Origin of the sequence: Agrococcus sp. ARC_14 (genome assembly GCF_022436485.1) — a bacterium.
Classification (GTDB): Bacteria; Actinomycetota; Actinomycetes; order Actinomycetales; family Microbacteriaceae; genus Agrococcus.
In genome coordinates this window covers 2,310,708-2,329,755 of the sequence record NZ_JAKUDO010000001.1, presented here as the reverse complement: position 1 = coordinate 2,329,755, position 19,048 = coordinate 2,310,708, and the positions used below count along the sequence as shown (strand labels likewise).

At 72.6% G+C, this 19,048-nt stretch carries 10 protein-coding genes; 7 read left to right on the top strand and 3 right to left on the bottom strand.

The window, feature by feature from the left end; all coding sequences use genetic code 11:
* Nucleotides 1–13: 13 nt before the first annotated feature.
* The 3 genes from MKD51_RS11500 to MKD51_RS11490 are packed head-to-tail and all read right to left on the bottom strand — an operon-like array spanning nt 14 to nt 2,080.
* A complete protein-coding gene (locus MKD51_RS11500) occupies nt 14–526 on the bottom strand; it encodes a DUF2017 family protein (RefSeq protein WP_240240442.1) in 513 nt (170 codons plus the stop codon).
* Nucleotides 523–822, bottom strand: a complete 300-nt coding sequence (locus MKD51_RS11495; RefSeq protein WP_240240441.1) for an ATP-dependent Clp protease adaptor ClpS — start codon at nt 820–822, stop codon at nt 523–525. Before MKD51_RS11495 ends, MKD51_RS11500 begins: the two co-directional genes overlap by 4 nt.
* Nucleotides 809–2,080 (bottom strand): MFS transporter, encoded by a 1,272-nt coding sequence (locus MKD51_RS11490; RefSeq protein ID WP_240240440.1) that lies wholly within the window; start codon nt 2,078–2,080, stop codon nt 809–811. Before MKD51_RS11490 ends, MKD51_RS11495 begins: the two co-directional genes overlap by 14 nt.
* Nucleotides 2,081–2,244: 164 nt before the next feature.
* Here MKD51_RS11490 and MKD51_RS11485 point away from each other — a divergent pair, with 164 nt between their 5' ends.
* From MKD51_RS11485 to MKD51_RS11455, 7 genes are all read left to right on the top strand, one after another.
* On the top strand, nt 2,245–2,949 hold the full coding sequence (locus MKD51_RS11485; RefSeq protein WP_240240439.1) for a hypothetical protein: 705 nt from the start codon (nt 2,245–2,247) through the stop codon (nt 2,947–2,949).
* 35 nt (nt 2,950–2,984) lie between these two features.
* Nucleotides 2,985–3,782 (top strand): siderophore-interacting protein, encoded by a 798-nt coding sequence (locus tag MKD51_RS11480; RefSeq protein WP_240240438.1) that lies wholly within the window; start codon nt 2,985–2,987, stop codon nt 3,780–3,782.
* Nucleotides 3,783–3,888: 106 nt separating this feature from the next.
* Complete coding sequence (locus MKD51_RS11475) at nt 3,889–5,349, top strand: glyceraldehyde-3-phosphate dehydrogenase (protein WP_346986711.1); 1,461 nt, start codon at nt 3,889–3,891, stop codon at nt 5,347–5,349.
* Between the two features lie 93 nt (nt 5,350–5,442).
* The gene (locus MKD51_RS11470; protein ID WP_240240437.1) at nt 5,443–5,934 is read left to right on the top strand and encodes an FBP domain-containing protein; all 492 of its coding nucleotides are present in this window, start codon (nt 5,443–5,445) and stop codon (nt 5,932–5,934) included.
* A 1-nt stretch (nt 5,935) separates the two neighbouring features.
* A complete protein-coding gene (locus MKD51_RS11465; RefSeq protein ID WP_240240436.1) occupies nt 5,936–7,141 on the top strand; it encodes an amidohydrolase family protein in 1,206 nt (401 codons plus the stop codon).
* Nucleotides 7,134–8,330 carry an acetyl-CoA C-acetyltransferase gene (locus MKD51_RS11460; protein ID WP_240240435.1) on the top strand — a complete coding sequence of 399 codons (1,197 nt, stop codon included), beginning with the start codon at nt 7,134–7,136 and terminating at the stop codon, nt 8,328–8,330. The genes MKD51_RS11465 and MKD51_RS11460 overlap by 8 nt, the downstream gene beginning before the upstream one ends.
* Nucleotides 8,331–8,629: 299 nt before the next feature.
* Nucleotides 8,630–19,048 (top strand): non-ribosomal peptide synthetase, encoded by a 10,419-nt coding sequence (locus MKD51_RS11455; protein ID WP_240240434.1) that lies wholly within the window; start codon nt 8,630–8,632, stop codon nt 19,046–19,048.

Genomic DNA, 19,048 nt, shown 5'->3' with positions numbered 1-19,048 from the left:
TCGGCGACCGGACCTACGCGACCGCCTCGAGCAGCGTCGACTGCGCGAAGCCGAGCCAGTCGACCACGTCGCGCAGCTGTGCGATGTCCTCGTCGGTGACATCGGGCGTGAGCTCTGCCCTGTCCTGGCCGGTCCGCACGTGGAGCACGAGCCTGACCTCCCCGAGGGATCGCAGCCACGCATCCGCACCCTCGCTGTCGACGGCGATGCGCAGCTCGGCCTCGTCGCTCTCGTCGCCCTCTGCGGGCAGCGCGGTCTCGAGGTCGACGACCATGCGCGTCATGGTCTGGATGCGGGAGGCAGCGATGTCGGGGGAGGCGAAGCGGCGGAACTCCGCGGCCTCCTCGTCGCTCTCGTAGGCGCTCGGGTAGAGCCGCCCCATCACCGGATCGTCGAGCACGGCGCGCCGATCGATCACGGCGCGGTGCAGGCCGAGCACCTGTCGGCCGAGGTTCGCGAGCATGTCTGCCTCATCGGGCAGCATCGCGCAGACCGCGCCGTCGCCGTCGCGGCGCCACGCCTTCATCTCGAGACCTGCTCGAGCGTCGCCACCAGGCCATCGGCGTGCAGCCCGGCCACGTGCATCTCCTGCGCCTCGCGAGACCCGTGGGCGACCGCGGCGCGACCGTCGCGCTCTGCCTGCTCCATGAGCTCCTGCGCGCGGTCGCGGCTGTGGCCGAAGCGGTGCATGAGCACGCGCACCACGTAGGGCTGCAGCGTGACGGGATCGTCCCACAGCATCGTCGCCCAGTCGCCGCCGAGCGTGGTCACCTCGACGGTGGTGGATGCGTCGGTGTCGAGCTGCTCGTCAGCTGCGTTCACGGTCGATCACCTCGATGCCTGCGGTCGTCGGGCCCAGCACGGTCGCGATGACCGAGTGCGCGGCGGTGTCGGGGCCCCGATCGATCGCGAGGCTCCACAGTGCCAGCAGGAAGCCGGCGCCGGCGAGTGCGACGCCGATCCACGCCGGAGCGAGATAGCCGAGCCCAGCGGCGATCACGGCGCCGCCGAGTGCCGCGCCGAGCGCGTTGCCAACGTTGAAGGCCGCGTGGTTCGTCGCGGCGCCCAGCAGCTCGGCGTCGCCTGCGATGCACATGATGCGGGCCTGGATCGTGGGGTTCAGCACCGAGCCCGTCGCGCCGATCATGAAGGCGAGCACGAACATCGCCACCGGCTGCCAACCGAACAGCGCGAACAGCGCGAGCGAGGCGATCAGCAGCGGGAAGGTGATGATGATCGTGCGACGCATGCTCCTGTCGGCAGCCCAGCCGCCGATGATGTTGCCGACCGTCATCCCGATGCCGATGGTGGCGAGCAGCCAGGCGATCGCGGACGGCGGCAGCTCTGCCACGCGCGTGACGGTCTCTGCGGCATAGGAGTAGACGGCGAAGAAGCCGCCGAAGCCGATGCAGCCGACGGCGATCATGAGCCAGAGCCGCGGGCTGCGGAAGGCGCGGAGCTCGCGCTTCGCGCTGCGCGTCGGGTCACCGGGCACGTGCGGCAGCACGAACCAGGCGAGCGCGAGCGTCACCAGGAAGATGACGGCGACCGCCACGTACGTCCAGCGCCAGCCGGCGACCTGGCCGAGCCAGGTGCCCAGCGGCACGCCGATGATGTTCGCGATTGTGAGGCCCGAGAGCGCCAGGGCGACGCCGGCGCCCTGCCTGCCCGGCCCCATGATGCGGGCTGCCAGCAGCGAGGCCACGCCGAAGTAGGCGCCGTGGGGGAGGCCGGCGACGAAGCGGGCGAGGATCGTGAGCTCGAAGCTCGGCATCAGGCCGCTTGCGAGGTTCGCGACGGTGAAGCCGACGGCGAGCAGCAGCACCAGGGTGCGCTGCGACATCCGCGCGGCCCAGACCGACACGAGCGGGGCACCGACGACGACGCCCAGCGCGTAGGCGGAGATGATCCAGCCGGCATGCGCGATGCCGCCGGCGGGATCGGCCTCGAAGCCGGGCACGAGATCGGTCGCCGCGAGCGGCAGGATGCCCATGGTGGCGAACTCGGTGGTGCCGATGCCGAAGCCGCCGAGAGCCAGTGTGAAGAGCGCGAGGACGCGTCGCGCGGGAGTGAGCTGCATGCTGCTTCGATCGTACGCGGATGCGGTGCGGATGCGGTGCGGATGCGGTGCGGATGCGGTGCGGATGCGGTGCGGATGCGGTGATGCGGATGCCGCGCGGAGCGGGGGAAGGGTCGCTCGGGCGGGTGATGCGCCGACACCGCGCGATCGGCCACGGTAGGGGCATGGACACCGGCACCTCCGCCTCGAGCACCTCCGCCTCGAGCACCTTCGTCTCGAGCGCACCCGTCCCGGGCGCACCCGTCATCGAGCCGGCCCTGACGCGGCTGCGGGGTCTGCGCCGGATCGCGACAGCGCTCGGCGCGGTGCTGTTCGCGCTGCTTGGCTCCGGCGTGCTCGGGGCGGTGGAACCCGGAAGCGCAGCGTTCGTCGCGCAGAACACGATCGGGCTGGTGGCCGGGGTGCTGCTCGTCCTCGGCGCATCGGCCCTGGGCGGAGCGCGCCCTGCTGCGAGCAGCGCTCCAGACGCGCTGCTGCGCTGGGGCATCCGCTGCGCGACGATCGGTTTCGCGTGTGCGGCCGGCATGCACGCGCTCGCGATCCTGTCCTCGGGGCTCGACGGCGCCGCAGCGCAGCCGCTCGCGCTCGCGGGGGTGCCACTCGTGATCGCCTCCCACCTCCTCTACCTGGGCACGAGCCTGGTGGGAGCGGCGATGCTGCGCCGTCGGCTCGCGCCCGTCGCGGTCGGCGTGCTGCTCGTCGCGAGCCTGCCGATCCTGCTCGTCGGCGTGCCGCTCGGGCTCGCGCTCGACCCCGGCGGCTCGGGAGGCGTGGTCGCCTGGATCGCGACCGAGGCGCAGACCGGGGCGGCGTGGTTCGCGCTCGCGGCGGTGGCACCTGGCTCGCGTCGAGCCGCTCGTTCAGGTTAGGCTGTCCTTACCGTCTACTCCTGGAGGACATCGACATGGCCGGACCCGAGCGCGTCGCAGCGGTCGCACCGAAGTTCATCGAGCTCGAGGTGCTCCAGAACCAGCAGGTCTCGCCGCACATCCGTCGGGTGACGCTCGGCGGCGACGAGGTCTCGGCGATGACGCCGCAGGGCTACGACCAGTGGTTCCGGTTCTTCATGCGCCGCGAGGAGCAGGAGGCGCTGCAGGTGCCGAAGAGCCCCACGACCTGGTTCCCGCAGTACCTCGCGATGCGCTCGTCGCTGCGCCCCTGGATCCGCAACTACACCGTGCGCGGCTTCCGTCTCGAGGACGGCGAGCTCGACATCGACTTCGTGTGCCACGAAGACCCGGGCCCCGGCGCCGCATGGGCGATGCGCGCCGAGCGCGGCGAGCGCGCCGTGCTGCTCGACGAGGGCCTGCTCTACAACGACGGCGGCCTCGAGGGCGACGTCCTCATGGTCGGGGACGAGTCCGCGCTGCCCGCGATCGCGGGCATCTGCGAGTCGCTCGACGAGGCCTCGCGCGGCGTCGCGATCATCGAGGTCGGACACGGCGACGACATCCAGCAGTTCGACTCGCCGACGAACCTCGACGTGCGCTGGATCGAGCGCGGCAGCGCCCGCGCTGGTGACGCGGCGCTCGAAGAGCTGCGCGGCCTGCGAATCGCGAGCGACCTCGGCTACGCCTACTCGGCAGGGGAGCAGATGCTCGCCACCGGCACTCGTCGGCACCTCGTTCGGGACCGCGGCATGGACAAGCGCCACATCACATTCACCGGCTACTGGAAGCTCGGCAAGGCGTACGTCTCCTGACCTGCGATGGTGAAAGTTCCGTTGAACTTTCACCATCGTCACGTTGACGGCAACGTGACGCGCGTTCTGGCCGGTGGGCACCCATCCGCTTGCCTATCGTGAAGACGTGCCTACCGCATCCGATTCCTCTGCGCCCCGCGTCGGTGCCGTCGACACCGCCCACGCGGCGTGGCTCGATCGCGTCGCGCTTGCCGAGCAGGCCGTGCCGATCATCGGCCGCCTCTACCGCGAGCGGGATGTCGTCACGCACGTGCACGGCAAGAAGCTGGTGAACCAGTCGCCGATCGACATCCTGAAGGCGCACAAGTGGGCCCGCCGCGTCGGTGAGCGCGTGCTGAGCGTCGAGGACTCCATGGCAGTCCTGCGCATCGTCGACGAGCTCGAGCTGCGCGGCGTCTCGCTCGACCTCGGCCGCATCCTGGTCGATGCGCCGGTCGAGGGCTTCGAGGCCTGGGTGCGAGCGCACCTCGCTGCGCTGCCGTCGTGGTCGCAGGACGAGCCGACCGACGTGGTGCTCTATGGCTTCGGCCGCATCGGGCGGCTGCTCGCGCGCATCCTGATCGGCCACGCAGGCAGCGGCCTGGGGCTTCGGCTGCGCGCCATCGTCGTGCGCAGGGGCGGCGAGGACGACCTCGAGAAGCGCGCGAGCCTGCTGCGCCGCGACTCGGTGCACGGAGCCTTCCTCGGCACGATCGACATCGACCACGAGGCGTCCACGATCCTGGCGAACGGCACGCTCATCCAGGTGATCTACTCGGATGACCCGCGCGCCGTCGACTACACGGCATACGGGATCCAGCGCGCGATCGTCGTCGACAACACGGGCCGCTGGCGCGACGAGGCGGGCCTGGCGCAGCACCTCGAGTGCCCCGGCGTCGAGCGCGTCCTGCTCACCGCTCCAGGCAAGAGCCCGTTGAAGAACGTCGTCTTCGGCGTGAACCACGAGTCGATCGACGGCAACGACGCGATCGTCACCGCGGCCTCGTGCACCACCAACGCGATCACGCCGGTGCTGCAGGTGATCGACGAGGCCTATGGCATCGAGCACGGGCACGTCGAGACGGTGCACTCGTACACGAACGACCAGAACCTGATCGACAACTTCCACAAGGGCGCGCGCCGAGGCCGCTCGGCGGCGCTCAACATGGTGCTCACCGAGACCGGTGCCGCGAAGGCCGTCGCGAAGGCGCTGCCGCAGCTGGAGGGCAAGCTGACGGGCAACGCGATCCGCGTCCCCACGCCCGACGTGTCGATGGCGATCCTCAACCTCACGCTCGGGCAGGCCGTCGAGCGCGACGCCGTGAACGAGCTGCTGCGCCTGACCTCGCTTACTGGAGCGCTGCGCGCGCAGATCGACTTCACCGACTCGGCGGAGGTCGTCTCGACCGACTTCGTCGGCAACAACCGGGCCGGCATCGTCGATGGCCTTGCGACCATCGCCACCGGTCGGCACCTGGTGCTCTACGTCTGGTACGACAACGAGTACGGCTACTCGTCGCAGGTCGTCCGCGTGATCGAGCACATGGCCGACCAGCTTGCCAAGGCGCGGCAGCTGCAGCCGGCCTGACACAGACTTGCCGCCGTCGGGACTCTCCTGGGTGGAAGCCCGACGGCGGCAAACCCCCTTCCGCACGCCGAAGCATCCGATAGCGTCGAGCACATGCGCGAGGTGACCGAGACCGAGCTCCGGGGCTGCTTCGTCAACGCGACGCGGCGCGAGCTGGAGCAGCTGCCGATCCCAGGCCTGCACGAGACGATCTGGCAGGAGCGTGAGTTCTTGGGCTGGCGCGACCCCCGATCACGCAGGCTCGGCTACGTCGTGCACTGGCGGGGTGAGGAGCTCGTCGGCATCGTCGTGCGCGGCGCCCCCGGCGGGCTGCGCCCCGGCATCGCGGCGATGTGCTCGCTGTGCCACTCGACCCAGCCTGCGACGCAGGTGCGCATGTTCAGCGCCCGGCTCGCCGACCTGGATGGCGACACGGGCAGCTCGATCGGCACCTACATCTGCGACGGGCTCGACTGCTCGCACATCATCCGCACCGGTCCGCCGCAGCTGCTCACCGCCGACCGCATCTCCTCGCGTTCCGAGGCGCTGCTCGAGCGGGTCACTCGCTTCACGGCGCGCGTCGAGCGTGCCCTCAGGGAGCACTGACGTGCGCAGGATCGCGGGTGTGGCGAACGTGCGGCCGTGGGGCGAGCCCGCGGTCGACATCGCCTTCGACGGCGATCGCATCGGCGCCGTCACGCCGCACGCCGCCGGTGCGCTGCGTGGCGATGTGCTCGACGGTCGCGGCCTGCTCGCGCTGCCCACGGTCGTGAACGCGCATGCCCACGTCGACAAGTCGTGGCTCGGACTGCCGTGGCAGTCCTACGGCGGCGATGGTGGCACGGATGGGCGGATCCGGCACGAGCGGGCGCGGCGAGACGAGCTCGGGATCCCGAGCGTCGAGCGCACCGCGGCGGTGCTCGACGCGCACGTGCGCCACGGCTCGACCGCCATCCGCACGCACGTGGACGTCGATCTGGGTGTGCGGCTGGGCGGCATCGAGGCTGTGCGCGAGGCGGTCGCGGCCTACGACGGCGCCATCGAGGCGACGATCGTGGCCTTCCCGCAGGACGGCGTGCTGCGGCGGCCGGGCGTGCTGGAGCTGCTCGACGCCGCGGCGGCCGCCGGCGCCGATCACGTGGGCGGGCTCGACCCGGCATCGATCGATCGCGATCCCGTCGGGCAGCTCGACGGCATCTTCGCGATCGCCGAGCGTCATGGCGTCGGCGTGGACATCCACCTGCACGACGCGGCCGAGCTCGGCGCCTTCCAGCTCGAGCTGATCGTCGAACGCGCCGAGCGGCTCGGGCTCGGCAGGCGCGTGAACATCGCGCACGGCTTCGCCATCGCGCAGCTGCCGGAGGCGCGCCGACGCGACCTGCTGCAGGCGATGGGCGAGCTCGGCATCACGTTCACGACCGTCGCGCCGCTGCGGCTGCCGCAGCTGCCGCTCGCCGAGCTCGACGCCGCCGGGGTCGCCTTCGCCTTCGGCACCGACGGCATCCGAGACCTCTGGAGCCCCTACGGCGACGGCGACACGCTCGCGATCGCTCGGCAGTTCGCGCGCGCCTCGTCACTCGTGCGCGACGAGGAGCTGCATCGAGTGGTCGAGATCGCCACCTGCGATGCAGCGAGCTTCGTCGGCAGAGCGACGCATGACCTGGTGCCGGGCGCCCGCGCCGATCTGATGCTGCTCGACGCCGAGCATGCGATGGATGCGCTGGTGCGCACACCGGCGCGGCTCGCCGTCGTGGGTGGGGGACGCCTGCTGCACGAGACATCGACGACCGACCTGGGAGGTCACCATGGCTGACGCCTTCATCCTCGACGCTCTGCGCACGCCGCGCGGCCGCAGGCGCGGCTCGCTCGCCGAGGTGCATCCCGTGCAGCTCGCGGGCTCGCTGCTCGGCGCGCTCGCTGGCCGCGGCATCGTGCCCGACCGTATTGACGACGTCGTGCTCGGCACCGTCTCGGCGGTCGGGGAGCAGGGCGGTGTGCTCGCGAGATCGGCCGTGCGTGCCGCAGAGCTGCCGGTCTCGGTGCCCGGCATGCAGGTGAACCGCTACTGCGCCTCCGGCCTCGAAGCGGTGACGACGGCCGCCGGCCGGGTCGCAGCGGGCTTCGACGAGTTGATCGTCGCGGGCGGCGTCGAGTCGATGTCGCGCGTGCCGCTGGGCGCAGATGGCGGCCCCTATGCGGTCGACCCGGCCAACCTCGTGCCCTGGAGCCTGATCCCGCAGGGGGTGAGCGCCGACGCGATCGCCTCGCGGGACGGCTTCTCGCGCGCCGACGTCGACGCCTACGCCGTGCAGTCGCAGCAGCGCGCGGCTGCCGCGTGGGAGGAGGGCCGCTTCTCGCGCTCCATCGTGCCGGTCTCGACACCGGAGGGCGTGCTGCTGCTCGACCGTGACGAGCACATGCGGCCGGGCACCACGGCGGATGCGCTGGCCGGCCTGGCGCCGGCATTCGCGGCCTACGGCGGGGACGGCTTCGATGCCGTCGTGCGGCGCGAGCATCCAGAGATCGCGCGCATCGAGCACGTGCACACCGCCGGCAACTCCTCCGGGATCGTCGACGGCGCAGGGCTCGTGGTGGTCGGCAGCGCGGCGGCGGCGTCGTCGCTCGGCCTGGCGCCCAGGGCTCGCATCGTCGCAACGACATCGGTCGGCTCCGACCCGACCCTCATGCTCACGGGGCCCGTCGCCGCCACCGAGAAGGTGCTCGCGCGTGCCGGGCTCAGCCACGACGACATCGACCTCTACGAGATCAACGAGGCCTTCGCATCCGTCGTCCTCCACTGGCTGCGCGAGACCGGCGTCGACCCCGAGCGCACCAACGTCTCGGGCGGTGCGATCGCGCTGGGGCACCCGCTCGGCGCCACCGGTGCCATGCTCATCGGCACCGCGCTCGACGAGCTCGAGCGCCGCGATCAGCAGCGCGCGCTCGTGTCGCTGTGCGTCGGTGGCGGCATGGCGTCGGCGATGGTGATCGAGCGGGTCTGACGCGACCGCTCACCACGGATCCGCACGGGATCCAAACCTTCCGAGGGAGGGCGCCGAAGCCCTCATGAGCCCTTGAGGGGCTCTTCCACGCTCTGGAAGGAGAGCCAATGTTCACCACGATCCTCTCGGGCCTCGCGCTCATCACCGGCCCGCTCATCACCGGCCCGCTCGTCGACTTCGGCGGCATCCTCAACGCCCTGCAGATCGGTCAGTTCCAGTAGCAGGGCCCGTCGACCGACGACCGACGACCAGGACAGGAGCCCCGCTGCGGCGGGGCTCCTCCATTGAGGAGCGCATTCGTGACGACCGCCACGCAGCACACTGACAGCACGACCGGCAACGAGCGCGTTGCGCTCACGGACGCCCAGCGGGGCATCTGGTACGCGCAGCAGCTCGACGCAGACAACCCGACATACCAGATCGGGCAGCAACTGCACCTGGTTGGGGCCCTCGAGCCCGCCCTGCTGCGTGTGGCGCTCACGAAGACGATCGCCGACCTCGACTCGCTCAGCCTGCGCTTCCGCGAGGACGCAGATGGCCCTTACGCGATCCTGGCTCGGCCGCGGCCCACGGATGACCTGCTCGAGGTCGTCGATCTCCGTCACCTCGGCGAGACGGAGGCCCGGGCGCTCGCCCGCGAGCGGGTCGACGCCGAGATGTCGACCCCGCGTGACCTGCAGGGCGACGAGCTCTTCGGCGCGATCCTGTTCCGCGTCGCCGACGACCGCGCCACCTTCTTCCAGCGCGTCCACCACATCGTGCTCGACGGCTACTCGGCCGTCATCGCCCTGCGCTACCTCGCTGCCCTCCATACACGCCTCGCTCGAGGCATCCCGCGACGCCTGCAGCGGCTCGCTGCTGCACCGCTCGCCCACCTCGCGGCGCGATTCCCCTCCCCGCTGCCCTCGCTCGAAGAGCTCCATGCCTCGATCGAGGAGTACGAGGCATCGCCGCAGCGTGCAGACGACGAGACGCACTGGCGCGCGGCGCTCGCGGACGATGCGCCGGTCGTGGGCCTGGAAGGGTCGACCGGTGCGGTCGCGCGCCGCGTGGTGCGGGCCTCTGCACTGCTCGGCGCAGCGCGTGCCGCGCGCCTCGCCTCGCTCGGACGCGACCTGCCGAAGACGATCGTCGGGCTGCTCGCGATCTACCTCTCGAAGATCACCGGCGAGCGGCGCGTCTCGCTCGGCCTGCCGGTCACCGGCCGTCGCGGCAAGGTCGCCAAGACGACGCCGTCGATGCTCTCGAGCATCCTGCCGCTGCGCATCGACGTCGATCCGGGCGCGAGCATCGACGACGTCGTCGCGCACACCGGCGCCGTCGTGCGCGGCGCCGTCCGGGCGCAGCGCTTCCGCGTCGAGCGCATCGAGGGCGCACCCGCATATGCCGGGCCCTCCGTCAACCTGCTGCCCGTCATCGACGCCATCCGATTCGGTGAGGCAGAGGGCGAGATCGAGATCCTCTCCACGGGGCCCGTGCACGACCTGTCGATCGTCGTCTCCGGCCTGTACAGCGACGCCGCCCAGGCCCGCCTGCAGCTCGAGGGGGATGCCGACGCACACTCGCTCGAGACGCTCGAGGAGCACCTCGAGCGCATGCTCGCGCTCATCGACGAGGCGCTCGAGGACGGCACCGGTGCCGTCGTCGACGCGCGTGTCGTCGGTGATGCAGAGGCCGCGGCGATGCTCGCCCTCGGCGAGGGCGGTCGCGAACGGCTCGCGCCGGAGTCGATCCTCGACGCCTTCTCGCTCGCGGCGCGCCAGCGGGCCGACGCGACCGCGGTGGTCGCCGCCGACGGCACCTTCACCTTCGCCGAGCTCGACGCGGAGGCCACGCGCCTCGCCCACCACCTCGTCGCGCAGGGCGTCGGTGCCGGCACGCAGGTCGCGGTGCGCATCGAGCGCAGCCGACTGCTGCCGATGCTCGTGCTCGCGGTGCTCCGCTCCGGCGGCGCCTATGTGCCGCTCGACCCCGAGTACCCAGGCGATCGTGTCGTGGGCATGATCGAGGATGCCGCGCCGCTGCTGCTGCTCACGAGCACAGGCCAGCTCGAGCGGGACCGCGCCGCTGGCGCGCGCTGGAACGTGCCGACGCTCGCCGTCGACGCCGATACCAGCACGTGGCAGCGCGCGACCAGCGACGCTGCCGGGCTTCCGAGGCGCTCGGTCGACGACCTCGCCTACGTGGTGTTCACCTCCGGCAGCACCGGTCGCCCCAAGGGCGTCGGCGTGGACGGCGTAGCGCTGCGCAACCTCTTCCAGCACCACCGCGACAAGCTCTTCACACCTGCCGCGGAACGGCTCGGGCGCCCGTTGCGCGTCGCGCACACCGCCGGGCTCTCGTTCGATGCCGCGTGGGACCCGCTGCTGTGGCTGTTCGCCGGCCACGAGCTCCACATGATCGACGACGACACGCGCCGCGACCCCGAGCGCCTCGTCGCGCACCTCGCGGAGCACGCCATCGACGCGATCGAGACCACGCCCTCGTTCGCGGAGGCGCTGCTCGCCGCTGGGCTGCTGGAGGCCGATCCGCACCCGACCGAGATCGCGCTCGGCGGCGAGGCCGTCGGCCCTGCGCTGTGGGATGCGCTTGCTGCGCGCGACGACCTGCGCGCCGTCAACCTCTACGGCCCGACCGAGACGACGGTGGACAGCCTCGTCGCCGAGATCGTGCAGGGGGCGCAGCCGCACATCGGCTCCTCCGTGCGCAACAGCCGCCACTACATCCTCGACTCCAGCCTCACACCCGTGCCCGGTCGTGCGGTCGGGGAGCTCTACCTCGCGGGCACCAACGTCGCTCGCGGATACATCGGGCAGTCCGGCCTGACCGCCGAGCGGTTCGTCGCGGATCCCTTCGCGGACGACGGCTCACGCATGTACCGGACGGGCGACGTCGTCCGGCGCCGCCGCGACGGCTCGCTGCGCTTCGTCGGCAGGCTCGACGACCAGATGAAGATCCGCGGCTACCGCGTCGAGCTCGCCGAGGTCGAGGCGGCGATGCGCCGCGAGGCCGGCGTCGCCCGCGCTGCCGTCGTCGTGCACGGCGAGGGCGCCGCCGCGCGCATCGTCGGCTATGTCTCCGGCTCCGGCTCCGGCTCCACCGACGGGCTCGGGGCCGCCGTGCGCGAGGCGCTGCGCACGACGCTGCCCGACTACATGGTGCCGTCGACCGTCATGGTGCTCGACGACATGCCCATGACCCCGAACGGCAAGCTCGACCGCCGGGCCCTGCCCACGCCGGAGCGGAGCGCCGCAGACCCCGCGCAGCAGCCTCGCACACGCGTCGAGCGCGTCGTCGTGGAGGCGATCGCCGAGGTGCTGGGCATCGATCGCGTCGGCGTCGACGAGGACTTCTTCGCCGCCGGCGGGCACTCGCTGCTCGCGACGCGCCTCGCGGCGCTGCTCTCGGAGCGGCTGGAGACCAAGGTCAGCGTCCGCGACGTGTTCGAGCACCCGACCGGGACGTCGCTCGCCGCCCGCGTCGGTGACGCCGATGGCGCAGCTCGCGGCCCGCGCCTCGCGCGCGCGCCACGACCCGAACCGCTGCCGGTCTCGCTCGCGCAGCGCCGGCTGTGGTTCCTCAACCGGCTCGAGCCGGACTCCGCCGCGTACAACATCCCGATCGTGCTGCACCTCGACGGCGCACTCGACGAGCCTGCCCTGCGCGAGGCGCTGCGCGACGTCGTGCGCCGTCACGAGCCGCTGCGCACGATCGTGCCGCTCGTCGATGGTGAGCCCGTGCAGCGCGTGCTCGCGGCCGACGCGGCGCTGCCAGAGGTGATCGCGGTCGACGTGCCCGCCGACCGGATCGACGCTGTCGTGCGCGATGAGGCGAGCCGTCCCTTCGACGTCACGAGCGAGGTGCCGCTGCGCACCATGCTGCTGCGTGTCGGCACCGATCGGCATGTGCTCGTGGCCACGATGCACCACATCGCCAGCGACGGCTGGTCGCTCGCCCCGTTCGCGCGCGACCTCGGCGAGGCCTACCGCGCCCGTGCCGCCGGCGAGGAGCCCAGCCCCACCCCGCTGCCGGTCGACTACGCCGACTTCGCGCTCTGGCAGCGCGAGCACCTCGGCGACCCGGATGACGAGGGCAGCGAGCTCGCCGCGCAGCTCGCGCATTGGCGCGAGGCCCTCGCGGGGGCTCCCGAGGAGATCGCCCTGCCGCGCGATCGCGCTCGCGGCACCGCCGCCTCCCACGACCCTGCACTCGAGGGCGTGGGCGAAGTGCGCCTGGAGCTCGACGCCAGGCGCCACGCCGCGCTCCGCGAGCTCGCGGCCGAGCACCGCACGAGCCTGTTCATCGTGCTGCACGCCGCCGTCGTCGCGATGCTCGAGCAGCAGGGCGCCGGCGACGATGTCGTGCTCGGCACGCCCGTCGCGGGCCGCACCGACCCGCAGCTCGACGAGCTCGTCGGCTTCTTCGTGAACACCGTCGTGCTGCGGACCTCGGTCGCGGGAGACCCGACGCTCGAAGAGCTGCTCGAGCGCGTGCGCACCAGCAACACCGCGGCGTATGCGCACCAGGACGTGCCGTTCGACGCGGTCGTCGACGCGATGCGACCGAATCGCGTCGCCGATCGCCACCCGCTCTTCCAGGTGCTGCTGACCCTGCAGAGCACCGAACCCGCAGCGCTCGACCTCGGCGACGTGCGGGTGCATGTGCCTGCCCAGACGACCAGCGCCGGCGTGAAGGCCGATCTGCTCATCGACGTCGCGACTCCGGAGGGGGAGGCCGGCTCGCTCGTCGCGAGCCTCGGCTTCGACCGGGCGCTCTTCGACGAGCCGACCGTGGTGCGGATGCGCGATGCGCTCGCGCGCGTGCTCGACGCCCTCGTCGACGCGCCGCATCGGCGTGTCTCGGACATCCCCTCGGTCGACGCCGAGACGGCCGGGTGGCTCGAGCGCGTGGCCGCCGGCCCGACGCTGCCGGCGACCGGAACCGTGCTCGATGCGCTCCGCGCGACCGCGATGCGGATGCCGGATGCGGATGCGCTCGTCGACGAGAGCGGCACGCTGTCGTTCGCTGAGCTCGTCGAGCGCGTGGACGCCCTCGCCGCAGGGATCGCGGCACGCGGCATCGAGCGGGGCGCACGCGTCGCCGTGGCGCTGCCGCGCGGCGCCGATGCCGTCGCGCTGGTGCTCGCCGCGCTCCGAGCCGGCGCGGTCGTCGTGCCGATCGACATCGCCTACCCGGATGCGCGCATCGCCCAGATCTTCGAGGGTGCCGATCCGGGGCTCGTGGTCGGGGTGGACGCCGAGCGGCTCGAAGCGATCGCCGCGGGCGTCGGCACCGGCGCAGTTGTCGTCGCTCCGGACGAGCTGATCGACCGGGATGCCGCACTGCCGCCGGCACCCCGGCCGGACGACGTCGCCTACCTCGTGTACACATCCGGCACCACGGGAGCGCCGAAGGGCGTCCAGGTGCCGCACGCGGCGCTCGCGAACGTGCTCGCACAGCACGAGGACGCGATGATCGCGCCCGTCCGCGAGCGTGCAGCGGGCGCACCGCGCATGCTGCACCTCTCGGGGCTCGGCTTCGACGCGGCCTGGGACCCGATCCTGTGGCTCGTCGCGGGCACGGCGCTCGAGATCGCCGACGAGGCGACGCGCATCGACGGCGAGGCCGTGGTGCGCGCGATCCTCGCGCGCGGCATCGACGTGGTGGAGACAACCCCTTCCTACGCGCAGCAGCTCGTCGCCGTCGGCCTGCTCGAAGCGGTGGCCGATCGCGGCCGCGCGCTCACGCTCGCCCTCGGCGGCGAGTCGGTGCCGCAGCGGCTGTGGGATCGCCTGGCTGTCGCGGCCGGCATCGACGCCTGGAACCTGTACGGCCCGAGCGAGAGCACGATCGATGCCGTGGTCGCGCGCATCGCGGCCCAGGGTCGCGTCGTGATCGGCGAACCGGTTGCGAACACCACCGCTCGCGTGCTCGATCGCTTCCTGCAGCCGGTGCCTCCGGGCGTCGAAGGGGAGCTCTATCTCTCCGGTGCCTCGCTCGCGCACGGGTATCGCGGGCGCGCCGTGGAGACGGCCGGCCGCTTCGTCGCGGACACGCACGGCGACGGCACCCGCATGTATCGCACCGGCGACATCGTCCGTCGCGCCGGCGACGGCAGCCTCGAGTTCCTGCGGCGAGACGACGACCAGGTGAAGCTGCGCGGCTACCGGATCGAGCTGGGCGACGTCGAGCGTGCGCTCGGTGCAGCGCCCGGAGTCGGCGCTGCGGTCGTGCGCGTCATCGCGCCGGGCGGGCCGGACACCGCGCGCCTCGCCGCGTGGGTGACGGGGGATGTCGACGTCGATGTCGTGCGCGCGGCCGCTGCCGAGCTGCTGCCGGGCTACATGGTGCCGACGGCGATCACCGCGATCGACGCGGTGCCGCTGACGCCGAACGGCAAGGTCGATGTCACAGCCATGCCAGAGCCCGCGGGCAGCGCGGCCTCGCGCGAGCCGCAGACCGATGCCGAACGCGCCATCTGCAGCATCGTCGGCGAGGTGCTGGGGGTCGAGGACGTCGGCCTCGACGACGACTTCTTCGCGCTCGGCGGGCATTCGCTGCTCGCGGTGACCCTCATGGGGCGGCTGCGAGACGAGCTTGGGGTCGCGCTGCCGCTGCGTGCCGTCTTCGAGTCGCCGACGCCCGCCGCACTGCTGGTCGCCGCGGGGCGCGCGGACGAGGCACCGAACGAGGCCGCGGCGAGCGCCGCGCCTGCGCTGCGCGCGTGGGCCGCTGAGCATCCCCGGCGTGACGGCGAGCAGCTGCCGCTGTCGCCGAACCAGGCACGCCTCTGGTTCCTCAACAGGCTCGATCCGACCTCCGCCGAGTACTCGGTCGTGCTGCAGGCCGCCCTCGCGGGTGCGCTCGACACCGCTGCGCTTCGCGGCGCGGTCGACGACCTCGTCGAGCGCCACGAGGTGCTGCGCACGAGCTATCCGGAGATCGACGGTCGGCCGGTCCAGCAGATCCACGAGCCGCGCGCCGACATCGTCGGCGACGTCCCCATCCAGCTCGACCGCGGCTTCGACCTCACGACTGAGCTGCCGGTGCGCGCCGCGCTCATCGAGACCGGCGTCGACACCTGGCGGCTCGAGCTCGTCATCCACCACATCGCCACCGATGGCGCGTCGCTCACGCCGCTGGTGCGAGACCTCGCGACCGCCTACGCCGCCCGGGCGGGCGGCGCGACGCGACTGCAGCGGCCGCTGGAGGTGCAGTACGCAGACTGGGCGCGGATGCGGGCCTCGCTCGAGGCTGCTGATGCGAGCGGTCACGCGGCCGGCTTGGCGGCCTGGGTCGACGAGCTCTCGGGCATCCCGACCGAGCTCGACCTCCCCGTCGACGGCAGGCGTCCCGACTCCGCCGCCCGGCGTGCCGGACGGGTGCGGTTCACCGTGCCGGCCGAGATCGCCAGGGCGCTGCAGGCGTCCGCGGCGGGCCGTCGGGCGAGCGGGTTCCACGCCTGGCTCGCGGCACTGGCCGGCTTCCTGCAGCGTGTGGGAGGCGGCGACGACATCGTCATCGGCTCACCCTCCGCGGGCCGCGGCGACCCCGATCTCGCCGAGCTCGTCGGCTTCTTCGTCAACACGCTGCCGCTGCGCGTGCGCCTCGAGGACGGCCCGTCGCTCGCCGACGCCGTCGACCGTGCCCGCGACGTCACGCTCCGTGCGATCGAGCACGAGTCGGTGCCCTTCGAGCGCATCGTGGAGGCGATGGCCCCCGAGCGCAGGCTCGGCCGGCACCCGCTGTTCCAGACGATGCTGACGGTCGAGGAGCCCGCAGGGATCGAGCTCGGCCTTCCGGGTGTGGCCGCGACGCGGCTGGAGCCCGATGCGACGGGTGCGGCCAAGCTCGACCTGTCGTTCACCCTGCGTCCGCAGCCGAGCGGCGCAGTGGAAGGCGTGCTCGAGCACGACGCCGCGCTGCTCTCTGAACGCGCCGCCCGGGGTCTCGTCGATCGATGGCTCTCGTTCCTCGCCGCTGCGAGCGCCGAGCCGCAGCGCGCGATGCGCGACGTGCCGCTCGAGCCGAGCGTCCGTCGCCTGCCGCACGGCGAAGGTGACGCCGAGCTCGAGCCCGAGTCCGTGCTCGAGGCGCTCGCTGTCTCACTGGCCGCACGGCCGGAGGCGACGGCGCTGACCGCCGGCGAGCACGCGCTCGACGGCGCTGCGCTCGACGCCAGGATCGACGCGATCGCCGCGGGGATCGCCGCACGGGGCGTCACGCGAGGAGAGGTCGTCGCGCTGCGGCTGCCGCGCTCGATCGACACGGTGGCGGCCCTGTTCGCCGTATGGCGGGCCGGCGCAGTGGTCGCCCCCATCGACACGGAGCTGCCGCTCGAGCGCGTCGCGACGATGCTGGCCACAGCCGGCGCGCGCCTGGTGGTGCACGCCGATGCCGATGGCGACCACCTCACCGTCACGGCCGCTGCTCGAGCTGGCATCGACACCGCACGAGTCGTGCCGATCGACGCGCTGCTGCAGGCGCCGACGGACGACGCGCCGCGAGCGGCCCCGAGCCTGGACGCACCCGCCTACCTGATCTTCACGTCCGGCACGACCGGCGTGCCCAAGGCCGTGCAGGTGCCGCACCGAGCGCTCGCAGCGCTGCTCGCGAGCCATCGGGCGACCCTCATGCCGGATGCTGCAGAGCGTCGCGTGCGGATGGCACACACCACGGGTGTCGGGTTCGATGCCGCGATGGATCCGATCATCTGGCTCGCAGCCGGGCACGAGCTGCACATCGTCGACGACGCGACCCGCCGCGACCCCGAGGCGCTCGTCGCGCTGCTCGAGCGCTCGGGCATCGGCGCGTGGGAGACGACACCGAGCTACGTCGCCGCGCTCGCGGGGCAGACCCGCCTCGCGGCCGTGCTCGACGAGCGGCCCGTCGACGCGCCGTTCACGATGCTGCTGGGCGGTGAGCCGCTGGACGCCGGGCTCTGGACATGGCTGCGCGAGCGCGCCGCCGTCGAGGCCTGGAACCTCTACGGGCCCACCGAGGTGGGCGTCGACTCGCTGATCGCGCGCGTCGCCGAGTGGGAGGTGCCCGTGCTGGGCGCGACCACGGCAGCGACCGTCGGCTACGTGCTCGACTCGGCGCTGCGGCCCGCTCCGGTCGGCAGCGTCGGCGAGCTGTGGCTCGCAGGGGCGCAGCTCGCGCACGGCTATGCGGGCAGAGCGGCAGCGACCGCGGAGCGATTCGTCGCCGATCCGTTCACCGCCGATGGCTCCCGCATGTACCGCACGGGCGACCTGGTCGTCGTCCGCGACGCCGGCAGCCACGCCGCACCCGCGATCGTCTCGCTGGGCCGCGGCGACGACCAGACGAAGATCCGCGGCCACCGCGTGGAGCCTGGCGAGGTCGAGGCGCTGCTGCGCAGCACCGAAGGGGTCGCACAGGCCGTGGTGCGCGCGATCGACACCGCTCGTGGCGCCGCGCTCGGCGCGTGGATCGTGCCGGCGGAGGGTGCCGACCGCGACGAGCTCGTCGACGGTCTCGGCTCGCTGCTGCGCGATCGCCTGCCGGACTACATGGTGCCGGCGGCGATCGCCGTGATCGACGCGGTGCCGCTCACGCCGAACGGCAAGGTGGATGCGCGGTCGCTGCCAGAGCTGCGGGCGGGCGGGGGAGCGGGGCGTGCGGCTGCTCCCGGCGCCGAGGCGGCGGTCGCCGCGGCGTTCGCCGAGGTCCTCGGCGTCGCCGATGTGCGTGCCGACGACTCCTTCTTCGCGCTCGGTGGGCATTCCTTCGTGGCACAGCCGACCATCCGCGCCATCAACGAGGCGCTCGGCAGCGAGCTGCCGGTGCAGGCGCTGTTCCAGGCGCCGACCGTCGCGGGGCTCGCCGAGCTGGTCGACTCCGGCGGTGCCGACGTGGCGGAGAGCCTCCGGACGATCCTGCCGCTGCGGCGCGAGGGGCGCGGCCACCCCGTGTTCGCCGTGCATCCCGCGAGCGGCGTCGCCTGGAAGTTCACGACCTTCGTCTCGCGGCTCGACACCCAGCGGCCGATCCTCGGGCTGCAGATGCCCGGCATCGCTCCGGACGACCCAGAGCCAGCGCTCGCGGCGACGCTCGATGAGCTGCTTGACGACTACGTCGAGGCGATCCGCGCCGAGCAGCCGCACGGGCCATACACGCTCGCCGGCTACTCCTTCGGCGGTCAGCTCGCACACCACATCGCCGCGCGGCTGCAGGCCACGGGGGAGCGTGTGTCGCTGCTGGCGATCCTCGACGCCTACCCCTCGCAGGCGCCGGCGCTCGCCGGTGTCGAGGGCGAGCAGGCGATGTGGCGCGGCTTCCTCGACGCGAACGGCGTGCGCCCGCCTGACGGGACGCTCGATGTCGGGCGCGTGCGCGAGGCGCTCGGCGATGCGAGCAGCCCGCTCGCCGACGTGCCCGAGGAGTCGATCGAGCGGATGGTGCGACGGTTCCGGCAACTCGGCACGCTGCTGGACGCCGCACAGAAGCCGGTCGTGCAGGGCGGCCTTCACGTCTTCGCATCGACCGAGCAGGTGCCCGCCGGCCGGCCGGGCCCGGAGGCCTGGGAGGCCTTCGTCACCGGCGCGGTGACGTCGAGCCCGGTCGGTGCTCGGCACCAGGACGTGCTGGGGGATCGCGGCATGGACGACATCGCGCCCGTGCTCAGCCGCCTGCTGCGCGACGCGCCCGAGATCGACGACGGGACAACCGTTCAGCGGAGGGCTCCGAAGCACTGA